This window comes from Streptomyces sp. NPDC015127 (genome assembly GCF_043080095.1).
Classification (GTDB): domain Bacteria; phylum Actinomycetota; class Actinomycetes; order Streptomycetales; family Streptomycetaceae; genus Streptomyces.
The window spans coordinates 46,641-65,046 of record NZ_JBIBVE010000025.1 but is presented as its reverse complement, the minus strand read 5'-3'; the positions used below and the strand labels follow the sequence as shown (position 1 = coordinate 65,046).

The following is an 18,406-nucleotide window of genomic DNA, read 5'->3' as shown; positions in this document are numbered from 1 at the left end:
TTCCACACCACCACGTTGCCCATCAGCGCGGGCGCGGTCGGCAGGTTGCCGGCGATGGCCGTGAAGTTGAACGGCGTGATCGCGTAGACGAAGCCCTCGAGCGGACGGTGGTCGAGACGGTTCCACACACCCGGCGAGTTCGCCGGCGGCTGTTCGGCCAGCAGGTCACGCGCGTACTTGACGTTGAAGCGCCAGAAGTCGACCAGCTCGCACGGGGTGTCGATCTCCGCCTGCTGCGCGGTCTTGGACTGGCCCAGCATGGTCGAGGCGGCCAGCGTCTCGCGCCACGGGCCGGCCAGCAGCTCGGCGGCACGCAGGATGATCGCGGCGCGGTCGTCGAACGACATCGCGCGCCAGGCCGGGGCGGCGGCGAGCGCGGCGTCGATCGCGTCCTGCGCGTCCTGCTGGGTGGCGTGCGCGCCGGTGCCGATCACAGCCTTGTGGTTGTGCGGCTGCACGACCTCGAAGCGCTCGCCGCCGCCGAGCCGCTTCACACCGCCGATGGTCATCGACAGCTCGATCGGGTTCTCGGCCAGCTCCTTGAGCTTGGCCTCGAGGCGGGCGCGCTCGGCGGAACCGGGGGCGTAGCCGTGCACCGGCTCGTTGACCGGCGCGGGGACCTGAGTGACAGCGTCCATGGCAGGGCTCTCCTTCACACTCGCCTGTTTCCGTAGTGCCGAGAACGCTAGGGGACGCCACATCGCCGCCATTTCGTCTGTCGAGCCAAGGTAAATACCAACTCGTTGTGCGGGCCGACGAATGCAGATCCTCTTATCAAGACCGCGCAAACCGGTGTCTGTCTGTGCGGACAACGAATCCGGAATTCCTTGGACGCCCCACACAAACCGACACGTGGACGTAGGCGCCTAGGCTTCCGGAAAGGACGCAGCGCACGGCGCCGCAGATACGGAGCCTTTGCGCCGTACGTGCCGACCGGCAGGACACCACTCGCACCGAAGGTGTCGCCCGAGAGAGCCCGTGCCCTGCGTCCGACCAGCAATCAGCGGCACCAAGCCGCCTGCCCCGCCCGCCCCGGGCGGACACGGCGACGGTCCCCGTACCGGCCCGACCCCTGCTCACGGAGCGACATGACATCGACAACCGACCGTCCGGCAGAGTCCATCCTCCCGACAAGCAGCTCCCGAGCCCGCCGTCGCCAGGGAGAAGAGACCGACCTGCAGGTGGCTCCGCTTGCGGATGCGCTTCTCGCGCTCGCCCGGCGTGATCTCACGTCCTTCCATGCGCTGCCTGTTTCGCACGAAGGTTCACTTCGCGATTCCGAAATCCGTGAGCGTTACCTGGCCCTCTACGGTGCCGCCCACCTCGCAGCGGACGTGTCGTACAGCGGGGCCATGCTGGACTCCTTCTTCCGTCCGCGGGGCCCGCTGCTCCAGGCCCAGCGGCTCGCCGCCCAGGCATTCGGTGCCGACCACACCTTCTTCCTCTCGGGCGGGACCAGCACGGCCAATCGGGTGGCGCTCGGCGCACTGACCCGGCCCGGTGAGCGGGTACTCGCCGACCGGAGCTGTCACCAGTCGATCCATTTCGCCCTGCCCGGGCTCGGCGTGGAGGTGGACTACGCCCCCATGCGGGCCTGCTGCGACAGCTGCCCGCGCGAATTCGGAGACATTCGCCGCCTGCTGGAGATGTACGCGGAAGCCGCAGCGGAGGGCCGCCCGTACAGCACCGTGGTGCTCTCCGCCGTCTCCTACGACGGAGTCCGCTACAACCTCCCCGCCATCCTCGGCGCACTGGCCGAGACACATCCGCACGTCCGCGTCCTGGTGGACGAGGCGTGGGGCGCCGCGCACAACTTCCACCCCGACCTGCGCACCCTGACCGCCCTGCACACCTCCCGGATGCTGCGCCGCTCCGGAGAGGGCCGGCAGATGGAGGTGGCCGTCACTCATTCCGCGCACAAGTCGCTGTCGGCGCTGCGCCAGGGCTCGTACCTGCATCTGATCGGCTCCGAGGAGATGCACGAGCGCGCCGCCCAGGAACTCTTCCAGCTGCACACCACATCCCCGAGCTGGCCGGTGCTGGCCAGCCTCGACCTTGCCAGGGCCCAGGCGACGGCCGAGGGCGAACGGCTGCTGCGACGCTCCATCGACCTCGCCCACACCGTTCGGCACGAGATCGACACCGACGAGAAGCTGTCCGCGTTCGAGGTCCTGGGGCCCGACCGCCACCTGCTCGACAGCTCCATGCTGGTGGCCGACGATCCCACCCGGGTCATGATCAGCCTGAAGAACCTGGGGATCTCCGCCTCGGACTTCCGGCGGCAGCTGTTCGAGGAACACGACCTGTACATCGCCCGGGAGTGTGGTGACGCGATCCTGCTTCACCTGCACATCGGCGTGGACGAGAAGGCCGTGCAGCGCCTGCTGCAGGCGATGCGCACCATCCAGGGCAACCGCCGTCGCGCGTCCTCCGCGTTCTCCGGTGGCACGTGCGATCAGTTCATCATCGCCTACCCGCCGGGCGTGCCCATCGCGGTCCCCGGTGAACACCTGGACGAGGGACGCCAACGGCTGATCGCCTCCCTGCGCACACAGGGCCGCGAAATCTACACTCTGCGGGGCCGGGGGCCGGCCGAGCCTCTCCAGCAGCCCTCGCCCAGGCGGGACTGACCAGACCAAACGGCGTGGGCATACGCGCCGCGGCCCCCTTCACCTGCATCAGGGTGAAGGGGGCCGCGGCGGGATGCCGGACGGATCAAGAACGCGCGGAGGCCACGGTGGCAGGGTTCTCGTCCCGGTCGGCGGCGGGGGTCTCGCCGTCGTCCAGGGAGATGTGCTTCGTCTCCTTGCCGAGCACGAGCGCGACCAGGGTCAGCAGTGCCATCACGGACAGGTAGACGCCGACCAGCCGTGGGGAGCCGTCACCGGCCTCCCACAGCGCCACCGCGATGAACGGGGCGACGGCCGCGCCCAGGATCGAGCTGACGTTGTACGAGATGCCGGAGCCGGTGTAGCGCACGCTCGTCGGGAAGAGCTCGGGCAGCAGCGCGCCCATCGGGCCGAAGGTCATGCCCATCAGCGTGAAGCCGAGCACCAGCCACAGCACCACGCCGAGCGTGCCCAGGCCGATCAGCGGCACCCATACGAGTCCGAAGACCACGATCGCGGCGGTGACCCAGATCAGAGTGGCGCGCCGGCCGTACTTGTCGGCGAGCGGGCCGGAGACCAGGGTGAACACGGCGAAGAACAGCACCCCGAAGATCAGCATCAGGACGAAGGTGGTGTAGCTGTACCCCAGACCGGGCACGGCGGCGTCCTTCGGCGTGCGTCCGTAGCTCAGCGAGAACGTGGTCATCAGGTAGAAGAGCACGTACGTCGCCAGCATGGCGAAGCTGCCGAGCAGCAGCTGCTTCCAGTGGTTGCTGAAGACGGTGGCCAGCGGAAGCTTCTGCACCTTGCCGGCCTCGCGGGTCTTGGCGAAGACCGTCGACTCGACGAGCCGCACCCGTACCCACAGACCCACCGCGACCATCACGGCCGAGAACAGGAACGGCACACGCCAGCCCCAGCTCAGGAAGGCATCGGAGGGCTGCGAGGGGTCGGCGGCCGCCGACGGGAGCAGCGCGCCGATGATCAGGAAGAGGCCGTTGCCGATGATGAAACCGAGCGGGGCGCCCAGCTGCGGGAAGGTGCCGTACAGGGCGCGCTTGCCGCTGGGCGCGTTCTCGGTGGCGACCAGTGCGGCGCCGCTCCACTCGCCGCCGAGCGCGAAGCCCTGCGCGAGCCGCATCAGCACCAGCAGCGCGGTGGCGATCCAGCCGGCCTGCGCGTAGGTGGGCAGGACGCCGATGAGGAACGTGGCGATGCCCATGGTGAGCAGCGAGATCACCAGCGTGCTCTTGCGGCCGAGGCGATCGCCGAGGTGTCCGAAGACGACGGCGCCGATCGGGCGGGCGACCATCGCTGCGCCGAATACGGCGAAGGACGACAGCAGTGCCGTGGTCGGGTCGCTGCTCGGGAAGAAGAGCCTGGGGAAGACCAGAACGGCGGCGGTCGCGTAGATGTAGAAGTCGTAGAACTCGACCGTCGTGCCGATGAGGCTGGCGATGAGAACGCGGGACCGGGTGTTGACGGGTGTCTGGGCCGGGCCGGTGGCTGGTGTGGGCATTTCTCGGTCTTTCGCGCGAGGGCGGAGAACGGTCGCCGACGGTGTGCGCCGACGGCCCCGACGGCAGCGCGCGTCCCCCTCGCGAAAGGCCGCGCGACCGTACGGGCAGCGCCACGGTCTCATTCATCTCATTTTTCGGTAGATCCATATCGCGATGTGAGACGGAGGGGGCTCTCTAAAGGAATGCGTGTGGGCGCGGCCATCAAGTCCGTGATCATGGCCGCCCCTCCTCGTGACCGGGGCGTCCCGCAGGCGGCGATCCCGTTCCGCCCATGCCTCGCGAACGGAACGCTGCCCGGCATGATCCTGGGCCCACACCGCGACCGGTGGAACATGGAGTCGGTACGCCCCCGGTGCCCCCTCGCCGCAGTTCTGCTGCCGAGATTGACGTCACCCAGCCCTCAGAGGCAGGTGAGCAGGTCGTCGAGTGGGGCGGGTATGCGGTCGGGGTCGAGGGCCTCGACGAGGACGCGGCCGTAGTGGATCTTGCGCCCCTTCTTCGTGCCGAGGAATCGCCGCAACTGCTGCTGTGAGGTGCGGCCCTGCTGTGCGGGCTGGCGCAAAAAGGTCCGCAGGGGGCGCACGTCGCCCTCGGCCCGGATGAGTTCCTCGACCCGCGTCACGCCCAGCGCGCGGATGAGCTCGTCTTCCAGATCCGCCGCGCAGACGAAGAACCCCTGCTGTGCTGCACTGGCCCGCTCCAAGCCGCGGGTGTAGTAGCGACGTTCCGCTTCGTCGCACAGTCCCGTGAGGCGGAGGTCCAGGCCGGGTGGCCCGAGGAGTTGGGCGAAGCGCCCGACGCTCATCGCACCGCCCATGGACAGGACGCAGATTCCTTCGGCCGCCAGGTCCCGGCCGCGGCTCGCGGCCAACGCGTTGACCGCTGCGACGTCGCTCAGCCCTTCGAGCAGGACGACTGTCCGGACGGGCAGCCGCGCGGCCAGCTCGCGCGCGGGGTCGCCGGGACCACCGGCCGCCCACGCGGTGACCGCCTCCTGGAACGCCCCCATGTCAGCCATGAGGCGAGTCTCCGCCCTTTCCGGCAACGACGGTAGGGAATTTCCGCCGGGGCGTGGATCGACAACTGGTCGCCTGACTGGCGGCAACCGCAACGCAATAGGATCGACGGATGATGGATCGTTCCGTGGCTGAGTTGCCAGAGGCTGAGTACAGATATGTCTGGGACCGCTTCTACGAGGAGTTCTCCTTCCGGCCGAGTACCAGTTCGCTCCAGTGGCCGGCCATCAAGGAGCCAGTCGATTCGGCTACATGGAGCCTTGCCGCACTCGACGACGATCCGGGTTACGAGCGTCTGGACCGCCTGGTCGAGTTGGTCAAGAAGGGGCTGGCCTCCTGCGTCGGTCCGCAGGGCACGCTGTTCGCGCTGGATTGGCAGCACACGTCGTACCGCTTCGTCCCGCACGCGGTCGGCGGTCCTGCGCAACCCGCTTGGCCACTGAGCCCGTATCCCGACGGGGACTACTACATCTACCTTTCGGAAGACTTCCGCATGGGCAGCTTCGGGCACCCTTGGGAAGAGTCCCTGTGCCTGTTCGGCGAGGCACTCCTGGACTCGGTATCAACGGACGTCGACAAGGTGCTTGGCCCGCCGATCCGCAGGTCCGGGCACGTGGTGGGCCCCGCCTGAGCCCCGCCGAGCCTCATTCAGGCTCCTGAGGACCGGCTTCCTCAGAACGTGGGCGCTCACCTTCTGGGTGCAGCAGAGCCATGGCTTGGAGGTCGTTGGCCACCATCACGCGAGCCAGCCTGCCCGCGGCCCTCATCACCGAGCCCCACCCCGGAGCGTCAAGGTAGTCCTGGTCCATGGCGTCGCGACCCACCGCGTCCTGTACGGCTGAGTACGCCTCGCCCAGCTTCTTCATGAGAACGACTTCTTCCTCCGTGCGCAGGCTCTTACCCAGCCAGGGGGCCGGGTCGTCCGCGTCACAGAAGTCGTCGAACAGCACGTGGACCACGAAGTCCAAGTTTTCGAACTTCTCCGGCTGAAGCCACACGTCCCGCTGCCACGTGGGACTCGCAAGGGCTAGAACCGCCGGCACAACATGCAGCCGGAACACCGGAAACTCAATGCCGTGATCAGTCACATCGCAAGCCTACTGACGCTGCCAGTACGGCAGACTCCGCTCAGCAACCGCCGATCGGCCGCCAAGCCGGAGGCCGGCGCGAGGCCCTCGTACAGCCCCCGCACCTCCGAAGAGGCGCGGGGGCCGCGCTGTCGGGGCGAGTCACCGGTCTCACTCCAGCCGTCCCGCGGGGAGCCAGACGCGCATGGCGGAGGGGGCGCGCTCGGCCCACTGGTGGTACGGGACGAGAGGGAGCTCCACGCTCTGCGTACCGTCCGGTGTGGTCGAGGCTGATGTCCGCCCGTACGGCCAGGCCGGGTCGGTGCCGGGGCGGGGGCGGGTGAACGCGCGGAGGAGGACACGGCCCTGGCGTTCCACCGGCTGCGTGGTGGCGTCCACCGTCAGGTCGTCGAGGCCGGTGCCGTCCGGCAGGTCGAGGGACTCGGCGCAGTACACCAGCGGGCCGCGTTCGACGGCGACGCTGCCGCGGACGGCGTCGATGCGAGGGTCCGGCCAGGTGTAGCGCGGGGATACGGGGATGTGCAGCCGGATCTCCTCACCGGGTACGAGTTCACGGTCCACGACCGCCAGTCCGGGGGCGGCGGAGCGCCGGTGTCCGCCCTCGTCGAGTACCGCTCCGTCGGCCCAGGCGGGGACGCGCAGACGCAGTGCCATCGGGCCCTTGGGCGCCTGCACCACGCGGACGGTGACGAGGCCGTCGTGCGGGTAGGCCGTCTCGACCGCGAGCTCGACCGTGCGCCCGTCCCCCAGTTCCGCGGTGATGCGTCCGCCGGCGTACTGGAGAACGGTCAGGTCCCGCTCGCCCGCGGTGGCCAGGTAGGTGTGCCATGTCGCCAGAGTGCGGGCGACGTTGGTGGGGCAGCACGACACGTCGAACCATGCGGCACGGGAGCCGCCCTCGGCGCGTGGACTCACCTCGGCGTCGCCCGGTGCCGTGCCGGCTGTCCGCTGGTGCAGCGGGTTGGCGTAGAAGAAGGCCCGGCCGTCCGCGCTCGGCGACGTGGCGATCACGTTGAAGAAGGTGCGTTCGATCAGGTCGGCGTAGCGCACCTGCCCGGTGGCGAGGTGGAGCCGCCAGGACACCATGATCGAGGCGACACCGGCGCAGGTCTCGCAGTAGGCGCGGTCCGGGGGCAGTTCCCAGTCCTCGCCGAAGCCCTCGTCCTGGTGGCGGGAGCCCATGCCGCCGGTCAGGTAGGTGCGTCGGGAGACCCCGTTGGTCCACTGGCGTTCGATCGCGGCGAGCAGGTCCCGGTCGTCGCGTTCCACCGCGACGTCGACCGCGGCCGCGGACAGGTACAGGGCGCGGACCGCGTGGCCGCGCCAGGTGCCGGCCTTGCGGATGGGTACGTCGTCCTGGAAGTAGGCGCGGCCCAGCGGGATGTCCTTCAGGGTGCGGTGGCCGCGGCGCTCGAGGAACAGTTGGGCCTGGTCCACGTAGCGGCTCTCCCCGAGGGCGCGGCCGAACTCGGCCAGGCCGAGTTCGATCTCGGGGTGGCCGCAGATGCCCGGCGTCCCGTCGGGGCCGAAGGTCGCGCAGACGTGGTCGGCCGCACGGCGCGCGAGGTCCACCAGTTCGTCGGCGCCCACGGTACGGAGCCGGGCCACCGCGGCCTGGAGCAGGTGCCCGGTGCAGTACAGCTCGTGGCCGGATTCCAGGTCGCTGTAGCGGGGCTGCTGACCGGTGTGGCCGTAGCAGGTGTTGAGGTAGCCGTCGGCGTCCTGGGCGCGGGCGATGCGCGCTGTGAGGCGTCGTACCGCCCGATCGTGCGAGGGGTCGCCGGAGCGGCCGTACTCCCAGGCCAGAGCCTCGATGAGCTTGTAGACCTCGGAGTCGGAGAAGCACCAGCCGGGCCGGTCGGGTGCGGTGGTGGCGTCGGCTACCCGGTCGAAGTTGGCGAGCCAGCCCAGGCGCTCCATCCACTCTTCGCAGTGGTCGAGGGTGGCCGATGCGTTGGTCTGCTGAAGCGCCGCCCAGAATCCGCCGGTGAGCCTCACCTCCCCGAGTCCGAGCGGGCGCCGGGCGCCTCGGGTGGGGACGACGGGCCGGCCGCCCTTGGGATCGATGCTGCTCGGGGTGTCCTGCACCGTCACGCGTGTGCTTCCTCTCCTGCGGCCAGCGGTACGTCGGCACCCTCGCGGGTGAAGACGGGAATTCGGTCGATGGGGGCGGCGGCCTCCACAGTGGTGCCGCCGTCGTGGACCTCGCCCGTCGCGGCGTCGGTCCAACGAGTGCCGGCCGGGAGGTAGACCTGCCGTGAGCGCTGACCGGGCAGGGCGACGGGGGCGACGAGGATGTCCGGTCCGAACAGGAACTCGTCGTCGGTCTGCCAGGCGCGCGGATCGTCCGGATGGTCCAGGAACAGGGGCCGCATCGGCGGCAGACCCGTCCGGGCGGCGGTGCGCATCTGCCGGTGGATGTAGGGGCGCAGCCGCTCCCGCAGGTGCAGCAGGCCGGAGATGATCCCGTATGCCTCGTCCCCGTACGACCAGACCTCGTTGGGGCCGCCGGACTGCGCGTACGAGGTGGGGGTGCGGGGTTCGCGGTCGCCGTGCAGCCGGAACAGCGGGCAGAACACCCCGAACTGGAACCAGCGGATCATCAGTTCGCGGTAGGCGGGGTCGCGGGCGTCGCCGCCGTGGAAGCCGCCGATGTCGGTGGTCCACCACGGGATGCCGGAGACGGCGACGCCGAGGCCCGCGCGGATCTGCTGTTGCAGGGACTGCCAGGTGGCGGGGATGTCCCCCGACCACACCGCGGCGCCGTACTTCTGCGCCCCGGCCCACGCCGAGCGGCACAGCAGCACCGTCGGCTCGCCCTCGGCGGCCATGGCCTCCGCGAACAGGCGGGCGTTGTCGCGCGGGTAGATGCCGGCGACCTCCGCGCCGGGGCCCGCGTACAGCGCCAGGTTCGCCGGGTGGGCCGGATTCAGCTCGGGTTCGCAGGCATCCAGCCAGAAGACCTTGATGCCCAGGTCGCGGTAGCCCTGGCGGACCAGGTCCCAGACGTAGGCGCGGGTCTCCGGGTTGGTCGGGTCGTAGAAGGCCACCGGCATCGGGGCGGCCATGTGCTTGTCCTGGATGGTCTGGTGGAACTCGACGCCCTGGTCGGTACCGACGAGCAGGCCGCGGTCGCGGTAGGTGGCGAAGTGCTCGGCCAGCGGGGAGACGGTGGGCCAGATGGAGACCATGAGTTCCACGCCCATCGCGGCCAGTTCGTCGACCATGGCCTTGGGGTCGGGCCATTCGCTCTCGTCGAAGCGGTGGTCGCCCATCGCCGGCCAGTGGAAGTAGTCGGCGGCGATCACGGACAGGGGCAGGCCGCGGCGGCGGTGCTCGCGGGCGACGGCGAGGAGTTCGTCCTGGTCCCGGTAGCGCAGCTTGGACTGCCAGAAGCCGCTTGCCCAGTGCGGCAGTTCGGGGGCGTGGCCGGTGGCGTCGGCGTACCGGGCGAGGATCTCCGCGGGCGTGGGGGCGGCGGTGAGCCAGTAGTCGATCTCCCGTGTCTGGCCGGCCTGCCAGCGGGTGGCGTTCTCTGCGAACTCGACGCGTCCGAGGGCGGGGTTGTTCCATAGCATCCCGTAGCCCCGGTCGGACAGCACGAAGGGGATGGACACCTCGCCGTTGCGCTGTACGAGGTCCAGGGCCAGGCCCTTGAGGTCGAGCCGGCCGTGGGTGCGCTGGCCCATGCCGTACAGGCGCTCGCCGGGGTGGGCGGCGAACTGCTGGTGCACCTCGTAGGCGCCGGAGCGGTTGCCGTGGAAGACCCGTGCGCCGGGCATCCAGAAGTGCTCACGGCTCTCGGCGAGCAGCTCGGTCCCGGTGCTGGTGCGGGTGAAGGTCAGCAGGGGCTCGGGGTAGGCGGCGGCGCGGTCGAAGTGCACCGCCACGGTCAGGTCGCCGTGCACGAACGTCGCGTGGTCCTCGGCGACGTCGATCGCCGGCGGGGTGGACGGCGGGGGTGTGCCGAGCGCGCCGTGGCTTTCGGCCGGGATGCGGTACTGCGCCGCGCGGACCCGGACGCTGTCGGCGCCCCACGCCTGGACGGTGAGGATCTCGTGCCGATGGCGGACTGCGAGACAGGTGGCGGTCGGACGGAAGGTCACCATGGGTGTCAGTCCTTCACGGCACCGGCGGTGACACCGCCGGCGACGAAGCGCTGGGCGACGACGAGGAGCACGGCCGCGGGGACGGACGCGACAACGGCGGTCGCCATGATTGAGTTCCATTCGGTGGTGTTGTTGCCGATATAGGCGTAGATGCCGAGGGTGATCGGGACCGCGTCCCCGTTCCGGTTGAGAGTGGAGGCGAAGACGAAGTCCGACCACGCCCACAGGAACGAGAACAGCGACACCGTCAAAAGGGCGTTGCGGCCGAGCGGCAGCACCACGGAGACGAAGGTCCGCCAGGTGCTCGCGCCGTCGATCCGGGCGGCCTGCATGAGCTCGCCCGGGATGCCGGACATGAAGGCGGCCAGGACCATCACGCCGAACGGGACGGCGATGGTCGAGTCGGCGACGATCAGCCCCCATACGGAGTTGATCCAGCCGAGCCGCACATAGACGGCGTAGAAGCCGATCGCCATGACCACACTGGGGATCATCTGGGCGACGAGCAGGAAGAAGCTGACCGTGCCCCTCCCGCGGCGGAGCAGCTTGGCGAGCGCGAACCCGGCAGGTGCGGAGATCAGCAGGGTGAGCAGCACACAGCCGAGACCGATGCCCAGGCTCGTGCCCAGGGCCGGCAGCTGGTCGCGCAGCACGTCCCCGTACCCCTCGAACGTCGGATTCCAGGGGAACCAGTGGGGCGGGTCGGCCCGCATGTCCTCGGTCCTGGTCAAGGAGACGTTGAACATCCAGTACACGGGGAAGAGCATCAGCGCGGTGAGGAAGACGCCCAGGGCGGTCTTCCACGGGGTGCGGTGCCTTGGTGCGGGCCGTGCCGTGCGGGTCGTCATGACTGCGCCTCCCGGTCCTGTCGACGCTGCAGCTGGAGGTAGAGGAAGCCGAAGGCCAGGGCCATGACGATGAGCAGGTTGCCGACCGTGGCCGCGGGAGAGAAGTCGGGCTGCCCGGTGCCGAAGGCTTCGCGATAGGACCAGACCGCCAAGGTGGTGGAGACGTTGCCGGGACCGCCGGTGGTCATGATCCAGATCACGTCGACGACCTTGAGTGTGTAGACCAGGCCGAGCAGCAGCGTGATCGCCGAGACGGGACGCAGGAGCGGGAAGGTCACGCGCCGGAACTGCTGCCAGGCGTTCGCCCCGTCCAGGGCGGCCGCCTCGTACAGGTCGTCGGGGATGTTCTGCAGCCCGGCGTGCAGGATGACAAGGTTGAACGGGATGCCGAGCCAGATGTTGGCGATGATCACGGAGGTCAGCGCCCAGTCCGGATCGGTCAGCCAGTTGATCTGGCCGATGCCGAACGCCTCCAGGGCCGCGTTGACGATGCCGCTGTCGCCGGCCAGCATCCAGGCCCAGGTGGAGCCGGAGACGATCAGCGGCAGCAGCCACGGCACCAGGAACATCGCCCGCAGCACCCCGGAGAGCCGGAAGTTCGCGCGGAAGAACACCGCGAGGGCGAGGCCGATCGCGTACTGCGCGGCGATCGAGACGAAGGTGAACAGGAGCGTGTTGCGCAGGGCGAGGCCGAAGGTGTCGGAGGCGAGGACGTCGCGGTAGTTGACGAGGCCGGTGAACTCGGCGTCACCGAGGACAACCGCCCTGACCGTGTAGTCGTGCACGCTGAGTTCGAGATTCCGGTACAGCGGATAGGCGTAGAAGATCAGCAGGTAGGCGAGGAGGGGGGCGAGGAACGCGAGGCCCGCCCACTGGGTGGAGCGGATGCGCCGGTGCAGGGGCGGACGCGGCCGCGGGGCGGCGGGCGGCGGCTCGCCGCCCGTGGCGCGCTCCGCGGGCGCGTCCGTTTCGGTGGTCACTCTCATGTCGGTTGTTCCGGCCGGCACTCAGCCGACCTCGCCCTTCGCGGTCGACTGCGCCTCGGCCAGCGCCTCCTTGGGCTTCTTGGCCCCGCTGAGGGACTTCTGCACGGCGTTCCACAACGGCTCGGAGACCTTCGGGTAGTCGGTGCCGAGGTTGTCGCTGGTGCGGCCCTTCGCGCTGCGCACCGCGTCGACCCACGGCTTCAGATCCGGCTCGTCCCCCAGCAGTTGGTCCTGGCCCGCCTTGGTGGGCGGGATGTAGTACGCGAAGGTCTTGGCCGTCTCCACCATCCCGTCGGGGGTGGTCATGCACTGCACGATCTTCTTGGTGACGTCGTAGCGGCCGGCGTCCGTCTGGACCGGTGCGGTGATGAACTCGCCGCCGGTCGGGGTCGGGGCCACGCCGCCGTCCCTGCCGGGGATCTGTACGACCCCGGTGGTGAACTTCGCCTCGGCGGCGCTGTTGACCTGCCAGGTGCCGTTCACGGCGAAGCCGAAGTCGCCGGTCAGGAACTCCTCCCAGGTGGTGTTCTGCGAGTTGTTGATCACCGATTCGGGGGCGTACCCCTTGTTGCGCCAGCCGGTCCACAGCTCCAGCGCCTCGGTTGCCTGCGGCGAGTCGAGCCTGCGCAGGTCGGCGCCTGCACCCCAGAACCAGGGCAGGAACTGGAAGGAGCCCTCCTCGGTGCCGATCCCGGCGAAGGTGATGCCCTTCTTGCCGGCCCCGGTGACCTTCTTCAGGGCCGCGGTGAGCGAGTCCCAGTCCTTGACCGAGGCGGGGTCGACGCCGGCGGCGTCGAGGATGTCCTTGTTGTAGTAGAGCGCGAGCGTGTTGGCGCCGACGGGGATGCCGTACTCCTCGCCGTCCACGACACCGGCCGACAGCAGGTTCTTGTCGATGCCGGAGGTGTCGAGGCCGAACTCCTTCATCGTGGTCAGCATCTCGGTGTCGGCGAGGGTGGAGACGGCGGGGTTGTCGAGCAGCATGAGGTCCGGCGCCGTGCCCTCCTGGGCCGCGAGCAGCGCCTGGTTGGTGAGCGCGGTGGTGTCGTAGGCGGTGCGCTTGATCGTGACGCCGGCCTCGTCGCCGCACTTGGCGACGCGCTTCGCCCAGCCGGAGGACGCCTTGTGCTGGGGGTAGGGGTCCCACCAGGTGTAGGTGTCGCTCGACTGCTCGCCGGCACCGCCGCCTCCGCCTGAGGAGCAGGCGGTCATGGCGAGGACGGCAGCGCCGAACACGGCCATCGCGCGGGCGGACTTGGTGGCGCTTCTCATGATGTTCCTCCTTGAACAGATGAAGTGCTGGGTGCCGCCGGGGGCGGTCCGGTGCTGCCGCGGTCGACGAGCTCGGGCGGGAGCAGCCGCAGGACGTGCGGCTCCTTGCTGCCCTCCGGCGTGGTGATGCGGCGCACGAGCTGGGTCACGGCCAGCTCGCCGAGCCGGTCCGGCGCGCTCTCGATGGAGGAGAACGGCAGCGAGAAGGTGCGCGCGAACTCGTCCGAGTACCGGCCGACGACCGACAGGTCCCGTGGCGCGGCGAGTCCGCGCGCGTGCAGCACCGACGGCAGGGCCGCGGCGGCGGCCTCGTTGCCCAGCAGCAGACCGGTGGCGGTCGGGTGGGCGTCGAGCAGTGCGTGCAGGGACCGTCCCACCTCCGGCTGCCTCGACTCGCCGAAGGCCGCGTGGAGTCGGATGCCCCGGGCCCGTGCCTGCTGCACCACCGCGTCCTGGAGCCGCCACACGTAGGCGCCGCCCCGCTCGACGACGTGCTCGGGCTGCGAGACGAGGATCAGTTCCCGGTGCCGCAGCCGGTGCATGTGGTCGACCATCAGCCGGCCGGCCGCCTCGAAGTCGAGGTCGAAGACGTCCACCCCGGCGCAGTCGCCGGGCAGCCCGACCAGCGCACCGGGTTGCGGGGCCTTGCGCAGCAGCGGCAGTCGGGCGTCGTCCTCCGCGACGTTGAGCAGGACGACGCCGTCGACCATCCGCGAGGAGGTGATCCGGCGCAGCGCGCGGGCGCCGTCGGCCTCCGTGACGAGCAGGGTGTCGTAGCCGTGTGCCCGCGCGGTGTCGCTGACACCGCGGATGTACTGGAGCATGGCCGGGGCGAACTCGTCCTCGAGGAACCGGGCGAGCAGACCGATGACCCTCGTCTCCGCGGTGGCCAGCGCCCGGGCGCCGGCGTTGGGCGTGTAGCCCAGCTCCCGGGCCGCCTCCCGGACGCGTTCTTGTACTTCCTCGGAGATCGAGCGCTTGCCGGACAGCGCGTACGACGCGGTACTGCGTGACACTCCGGCGGCGCGGGCGATATCGCCGATCGTGACCATGCTGCTTTCCTTTCTGGGCCGTTGGCGTCCACCGCGGGGGTGGCCCGGGGCGGTCGGGGGTGGCCGGCGGCCCTCGTCCGAGGGCCGCCGACGGCTCTTACGGCCGGTCCGCGAATCTCGCGATGGTGATCTTGTCGAGCACGGGTGCGTACCGCGAGCGCAGCAGGATCCCGGGGAACGTGTCGGACGCGTAGGACGTGCCGTCGAAGTTGGGCAGTTCCTCGGCCGAGAACCGGATCGTGTTGCTGCCCTTCTTCAGCCGCACGGTGACCGTCTGCTCCCAGAAGTTGTTCTCGTGGAACGTGTGCGGGAACAAGGTGCGGCGCGGCTCGGCGCCGTTGACGGAGATGTCCGCGGGCCGGGCCAGCGGGTCCGGGTTGTAGTGGGTGGCCTCGGACTGTTCGGGGTTGGAATAGCGCACGCGCATGGCGTACAGGCCGTCCTTCCCGGCCGTGACGCGGAAGGTCGCGGTGTTGCCGTTGCCCGGCTCACCGCCGATGCCGCGCACCGCGGAGCCGTCACTGGCGAGTGACAGCCGAGCCGGTGCGGCCGAGCCGGCGAGCTCGGCGTCCTCGGCCTGGTAGACGGCCGGCGCGAGGGTCGTCGACGTCTGCTCGACGCCGAGGTGGTCGACGAGCAGCGTGCCCGACTTCCCGGTCACGGTGACCTTGTTGACACCGCCGGACAGGGAGACCGCCACCTTCTTGGCCGCCGGTGTGACGCGCAGGGTGTCCTGGCCGTTCACGGTGAGCTGCGCCCGCCCGGAGCCGCGCGTGGCGAGGGTGAGGGTGGACTCGGTGTCGGCCGGCGAGTAGACCCAGAAGGTCGCGCTGTCGCCCTGCTGGAGCTGCGCGGCCCCCGCGCCCGACACGCCGTCCGTCCCGTAGACGGGGTGCCCGCCGTCCAGTGCCGCGAGCTCTCCCTCGTACACCGCCTTCCCGGCCTCGGGGTTGGGCAGGGTGAGCGTGAGGCGGTCGACGATCGCGTCGCCCTTGGTGGCCCGCTTGCCGTCCACGCTCTTCGCGGCGAGCGAGAGGGTGTGCGTGCCCTTGGTCAGCTCGACGGTGGTGTCGGTGTGGTCCCAGACCACCCACTTGTAGCCCAGCGGCAGGAACAGGTCCTGTTCGGCGCCGCCGTCCACGGTGAGGAACACATTGGTCGGGCCCTGCTCCTCGACCTTGTCGAAAGTGTTGAGCGAGTTGGCGAAGACACTCAGGTCGTAGGTGCCGTCCTTCGGGACGTCGACGGTGAAGTCGAGCTTCACGTCGGAGCCCGTCCTCAGGCCCCCGACGTTGTATCCGCCGGAGGTGTAGAACTTCGCCACGTTCGAAGGCGAGCCCTCGGGGCCGTTCCTGCTGTAGCCGGAACCGGTGTGCGCCGCGTCCTCGGCCTCGTAGTCGGCCTCCCACAGAGCCGTGGGGGCCGAGGCCTTCGTGCCGCTGCGGCCCGGTGCGATGACGATCTCGTACGCCGACGACTCCTCGAGCGCCGGCAGGCGGGCGTCGCCACCGAAGTCGAAGGCCACCGAACCGTCGTCGCGCACCTGGACGTCCTGCTCGGCGATCAACCGCGGCGGGGCGGAGTCGCCGATCTGCCCCGTCCACGGGATCTCGCGGATCCAGGCGTGCACCGTGTCCCCGAAGACGTCGCCGGGCACGTGGTCGAACCGGATGTGCCCGCCACCGTCGGAGCCGCCGAAGATCGCCCGCGCCTGGCGCTTCTTCTCGTCCAGGGCCGCCACGCCCTGCATCGTGTAGTTCTCGCCGGGGAACGGCGGGCTCACCTGGACGGTACGGCCGGTCATGCTGCCGTACGCCTGGTAGAGCCACCACTGACCGTTGCCGCGGTTGGCCTGGACGGCCGAGTCCGACAGATTGCCGTCGATGTTCCAGTAGGCGATGTCGGCGTCGACCTTCGACTCCTCGATCGCGGAGATCCACTGAACCATCTGGCCGGGCACCGAGGTGTGGTAGTTGTACGCGTACTCGTTGATGTTGATGGGCAGTTGGGTACCCTCGTGCGCGCTGCCGGCGAAGATCTCCTTCTCCCAGCCGCGATACCTCTTGACACTGGTGCGGATCTGCTCCGGGTGGCTCAGCTCGTGCCAGGTCATGACCTGGGGGACGGTGCCGGCCTGTACCGCGTGCCTCAGGAACCCCTGGACCTGGGTGAACAGCACGCTGGTGTTGGGCCCGGCGATCCGGGCGTCCGGCATCCTGCCCTTGATCAGCCGGTACACGTCGTCCCAGGCGGCGAAGTAGTCGTCCGGCCTGTCCAGCCAACTGGTTCCGTTGTAGCTCCACTGCCCGGTGCCGAACATGTTGCCCTCGGGCTCGTTGAAGGGCACGAAGACGATGTTGTCCTGGTACTGCGCCGGCAGCTTCAGGACCTGGTCGACCTGCGCCGCGATCTTCTCCTTGTAGATCCGCATCTTCTCCGCGGGGGTGTCGCCCTCCCACTGGTAGGGGAAGCCGCGGTGGATGTCGGTCATGTAGATGTAGACATCGCCGTCCGTGCTGTCCGCGAGCGGCTTGACGACCTCGAGTGCGTCGGCCCCCGGATGCTGCGGACCGTCCTGGGCCTTGGTCGCGACGGTGCGCAGATTCATGCCCTCGATGAGGTTGTTCGTCGGCACGTCCTGCCCGTAGAGCCCGTACAGGGTGCCGGACGCGCCGCCGTGAAACGCTCCGGCCTGCTTGCCGAGATCGACGACGAGCTCCCCTTCGCGGACCACGGTGACCTTCGCGGTCACCGTCCGCCCGGCGGCCTTGCCCGACACGGTGAAGGAACCGGGCGCGGCGTACGCGTCCGGGTCCACCGGATCCCAGTCGGCGGCGACCTGCCGGTCATAGCCGTCGGAGTAGGTGGCGCGCACCGTGGCCGGCAGGTCGGGCGCTGTGCCCGTGGTGGTACGGAGCTCGAACTCCTCCTGCGCCAGACCGGTCGGCGTCGGTGTCTCGCCTACGGTCTGGGCGACCTGCTCGGCACTCAGTGCCTGGTGATACACGGCGAACTCGTCGACCGCGCCCGCGAACAGCGGGTCCAGGTAGAAGGACTTGCCGAGGTAACCGGCGAAGGTGGCGGAGGTGTCGATCAGTTCACCGGCGTCGACCTCGGTCCTGGTGGAAGCGACGGCGACACCGTCGAGGTAGGTGGTGAGGCGGTCGGCGCTCGTGTCGAGCGTGACGGTGAGGGTCTTCCACTCCTTGTCCGGCAATGCCGCCGACCCGGTGACCTGGGCCTCGCCTCCGCCACCGGAGGTGGTGACGGCCGTGCGCAGCCGCCCGTCGTTGTTGTACGGCGTGCTGAACAGGTACCGGCCGGTGTCCTTGCCGAGTGCGTAGATCCACTGCCACGGCGTCGTGCCGCCGTCCCAGCGCACCCGGGCCGAGACGGTCAGATCGCGGGCCCCGGCCAACGCCCCTTTCGGCAGCCGGACATGGGCGCCTGCGGAGCCGACGGCCCCGCCGGGAAGGTCCAGGGCCTTCCCACCCGCCGCACCGTCGACCAGGGCCGCGCTCTCCCCGTTCACCAGGGTGCCGTCGAGCCCGTGGCCCGAGCTGTCGGCGATCCTCCCGGCGGCCAGGTCGTCGGCGTCGAACGTGTACTCCAGGGCGGGCACCGGCAGTTCGGCGGCGGACGCCGGCGCCGGCGGGCCCGCACCCACCAGGCCGATTCCCAGCGCAACGGCCAGCGCCTTTGCCAGGCCGGCCGCACCTGTCCCGCTCTCGGGCGTTCCCGTACCTGGCGTGCTCTCGGTAGGACCATCGTTGCGGCTCCTGTGAGGGTGTCGGAGGACTTGTCGAACCGGTTCGACAACGCCCCGGATATGTGGCGCCTTTCGGTGTGCAGCGGTGACGTGAACCCGTGACGCGCACATGCGGGCGCGCCGTGAGAACGGCGGCA

Annotated in this window: 13 protein-coding genes; 2 read left to right on the top strand and 11 right to left on the bottom strand. The window is 69.9% G+C overall.

Annotated elements, in window-relative coordinates; genetic code table 11:
* Window positions 1-638 (bottom strand): aldehyde dehydrogenase family protein (locus ACF08N_RS33645; protein WP_392325404.1); only part of this gene is annotated, 638 nt, incomplete at its 3' end.
* A gap of 543 nt (window positions 639-1,181) precedes the next feature.
* Between ACF08N_RS33645 and ACF08N_RS33640 the strand changes: the two genes are divergently transcribed.
* Window positions 1,182-2,630, top strand: coding sequence for an arginine decarboxylase (locus tag ACF08N_RS33640; RefSeq protein WP_392328517.1), 1,449 nt, complete (start codon window positions 1,182-1,184; stop codon window positions 2,628-2,630).
* Between the two features lie 85 nt (window positions 2,631-2,715).
* On the opposite strand, the gene ACF08N_RS33635 is transcribed toward ACF08N_RS33640, so the two are convergent.
* Window positions 2,716-4,128 (bottom strand): MFS transporter, encoded by a 1,413-nt coding sequence (locus tag ACF08N_RS33635; RefSeq protein WP_392328516.1) that lies wholly within the window; start codon window positions 4,126-4,128, stop codon window positions 2,716-2,718.
* A 401-nt stretch (window positions 4,129-4,529) separates the two neighbouring features.
* The gene (locus ACF08N_RS33630; RefSeq protein WP_392328515.1) at window positions 4,530-5,147 is read right to left on the bottom strand and encodes a TOPRIM nucleotidyl transferase/hydrolase domain-containing protein; all 618 of its coding nucleotides are present in this window, start codon (window positions 5,145-5,147) and stop codon (window positions 4,530-4,532) included.
* A 110-nt stretch (window positions 5,148-5,257) separates the two neighbouring features.
* On the opposite strand from ACF08N_RS33630, the gene ACF08N_RS33625 reads away from it, so the two are divergent.
* A complete protein-coding gene (locus ACF08N_RS33625) occupies window positions 5,258-5,776 on the top strand; it encodes a DUF2716 domain-containing protein (protein WP_392328514.1) in 519 nt (172 codons plus the stop codon).
* Window positions 5,777-5,789: 13 nt separating this feature from the next.
* Here ACF08N_RS33625 and ACF08N_RS33620 read toward each other — a convergent pair whose 3' ends face one another.
* The 8 genes from ACF08N_RS33620 to ACF08N_RS33585 form a co-directional block, all read right to left on the bottom strand.
* A complete protein-coding gene (locus ACF08N_RS33620; protein WP_392328513.1) occupies window positions 5,790-6,233 on the bottom strand; it encodes a hypothetical protein in 444 nt (147 codons plus the stop codon).
* A gap of 150 nt (window positions 6,234-6,383) precedes the next feature.
* Window positions 6,384-8,327: a glycoside hydrolase family 127 protein gene (locus tag ACF08N_RS33615; protein ID WP_392328512.1), complete on the bottom strand. Its 1,944-nt coding sequence runs from the start codon at window positions 8,325-8,327 to the stop codon at window positions 6,384-6,386.
* The gene (locus tag ACF08N_RS33610; protein WP_392328511.1) at window positions 8,324-10,342 is read right to left on the bottom strand and encodes a TIM-barrel domain-containing protein; all 2,019 of its coding nucleotides are present in this window, start codon (window positions 10,340-10,342) and stop codon (window positions 8,324-8,326) included. Before ACF08N_RS33610 ends, ACF08N_RS33615 begins: the two co-directional genes overlap by 4 nt.
* Window positions 10,343-10,347: 5 nt before the next feature.
* The gene (locus tag ACF08N_RS33605) at window positions 10,348-11,190 is read right to left on the bottom strand and encodes a carbohydrate ABC transporter permease (RefSeq protein WP_392328510.1); all 843 of its coding nucleotides are present in this window, start codon (window positions 11,188-11,190) and stop codon (window positions 10,348-10,350) included.
* Window positions 11,187-12,176 (bottom strand): carbohydrate ABC transporter permease, encoded by a 990-nt coding sequence (locus ACF08N_RS33600; RefSeq protein ID WP_392328509.1) that lies wholly within the window; start codon window positions 12,174-12,176, stop codon window positions 11,187-11,189. The genes ACF08N_RS33605 and ACF08N_RS33600 overlap by 4 nt, the downstream gene beginning before the upstream one ends.
* A gap of 21 nt (window positions 12,177-12,197) precedes the next feature.
* The gene (locus ACF08N_RS33595) at window positions 12,198-13,448 is read right to left on the bottom strand and encodes an extracellular solute-binding protein (RefSeq protein ID WP_392328508.1); all 1,251 of its coding nucleotides are present in this window, start codon (window positions 13,446-13,448) and stop codon (window positions 12,198-12,200) included.
* Window positions 13,445-14,500, bottom strand: a complete 1,056-nt coding sequence (locus ACF08N_RS33590) for a LacI family DNA-binding transcriptional regulator (protein WP_392328507.1) — start codon at window positions 14,498-14,500, stop codon at window positions 13,445-13,447. Before ACF08N_RS33590 ends, ACF08N_RS33595 begins: the two co-directional genes overlap by 4 nt.
* A 97-nt stretch (window positions 14,501-14,597) precedes the next feature.
* Window positions 14,598-18,194: a LamG-like jellyroll fold domain-containing protein gene (locus ACF08N_RS33585; RefSeq protein ID WP_392328519.1), complete on the bottom strand. Its 3,597-nt coding sequence runs from the start codon at window positions 18,192-18,194 to the stop codon at window positions 14,598-14,600.
* Window positions 18,195-18,406: the final 212 nt, after the last annotated feature.

What these genes read in the sequence shown, in the direction of transcription:
- ACF08N_RS33590 (WP_392328507.1), bottom strand. Translation starts at nt 14,500, where the DNA reads ATGGTCACGATCGGCGATATCGCCCGCGCCGCCGGAGTGTCACGCAGT.
- ACF08N_RS33610 (WP_392328511.1), bottom strand. Translation starts at nt 10,342, where the DNA reads ATGGTGACCTTCCGTCCGACCGCCACCTGTCTCGCAGTCCGCCATCGG.
- ACF08N_RS33630 (WP_392328515.1), bottom strand. Translation starts at nt 5,147, where the DNA reads ATGGCTGACATGGGGGCGTTCCAGGAGGCGGTCACCGCGTGGGCGGCC.
- ACF08N_RS33625 (WP_392328514.1), top strand. Translation starts at nt 5,258, where the DNA reads ATGATGGATCGTTCCGTGGCTGAGTTGCCAGAGGCTGAGTACAGATAT.
- ACF08N_RS33605 (WP_392328510.1), bottom strand. Translation starts at nt 11,190, where the DNA reads ATGACGACCCGCACGGCACGGCCCGCACCAAGGCACCGCACCCCGTGG.
- ACF08N_RS33595 (WP_392328508.1), bottom strand. Translation starts at nt 13,448, where the DNA reads ATGAGAAGCGCCACCAAGTCCGCCCGCGCGATGGCCGTGTTCGGCGCT.
- ACF08N_RS33635 (WP_392328516.1), bottom strand. Translation starts at nt 4,128, where the DNA reads ATGCCCACACCAGCCACCGGCCCGGCCCAGACACCCGTCAACACCCGG.
- ACF08N_RS33600 (WP_392328509.1), bottom strand. Translation starts at nt 12,176, where the DNA reads ATGAGAGTGACCACCGAAACGGACGCGCCCGCGGAGCGCGCCACGGGC.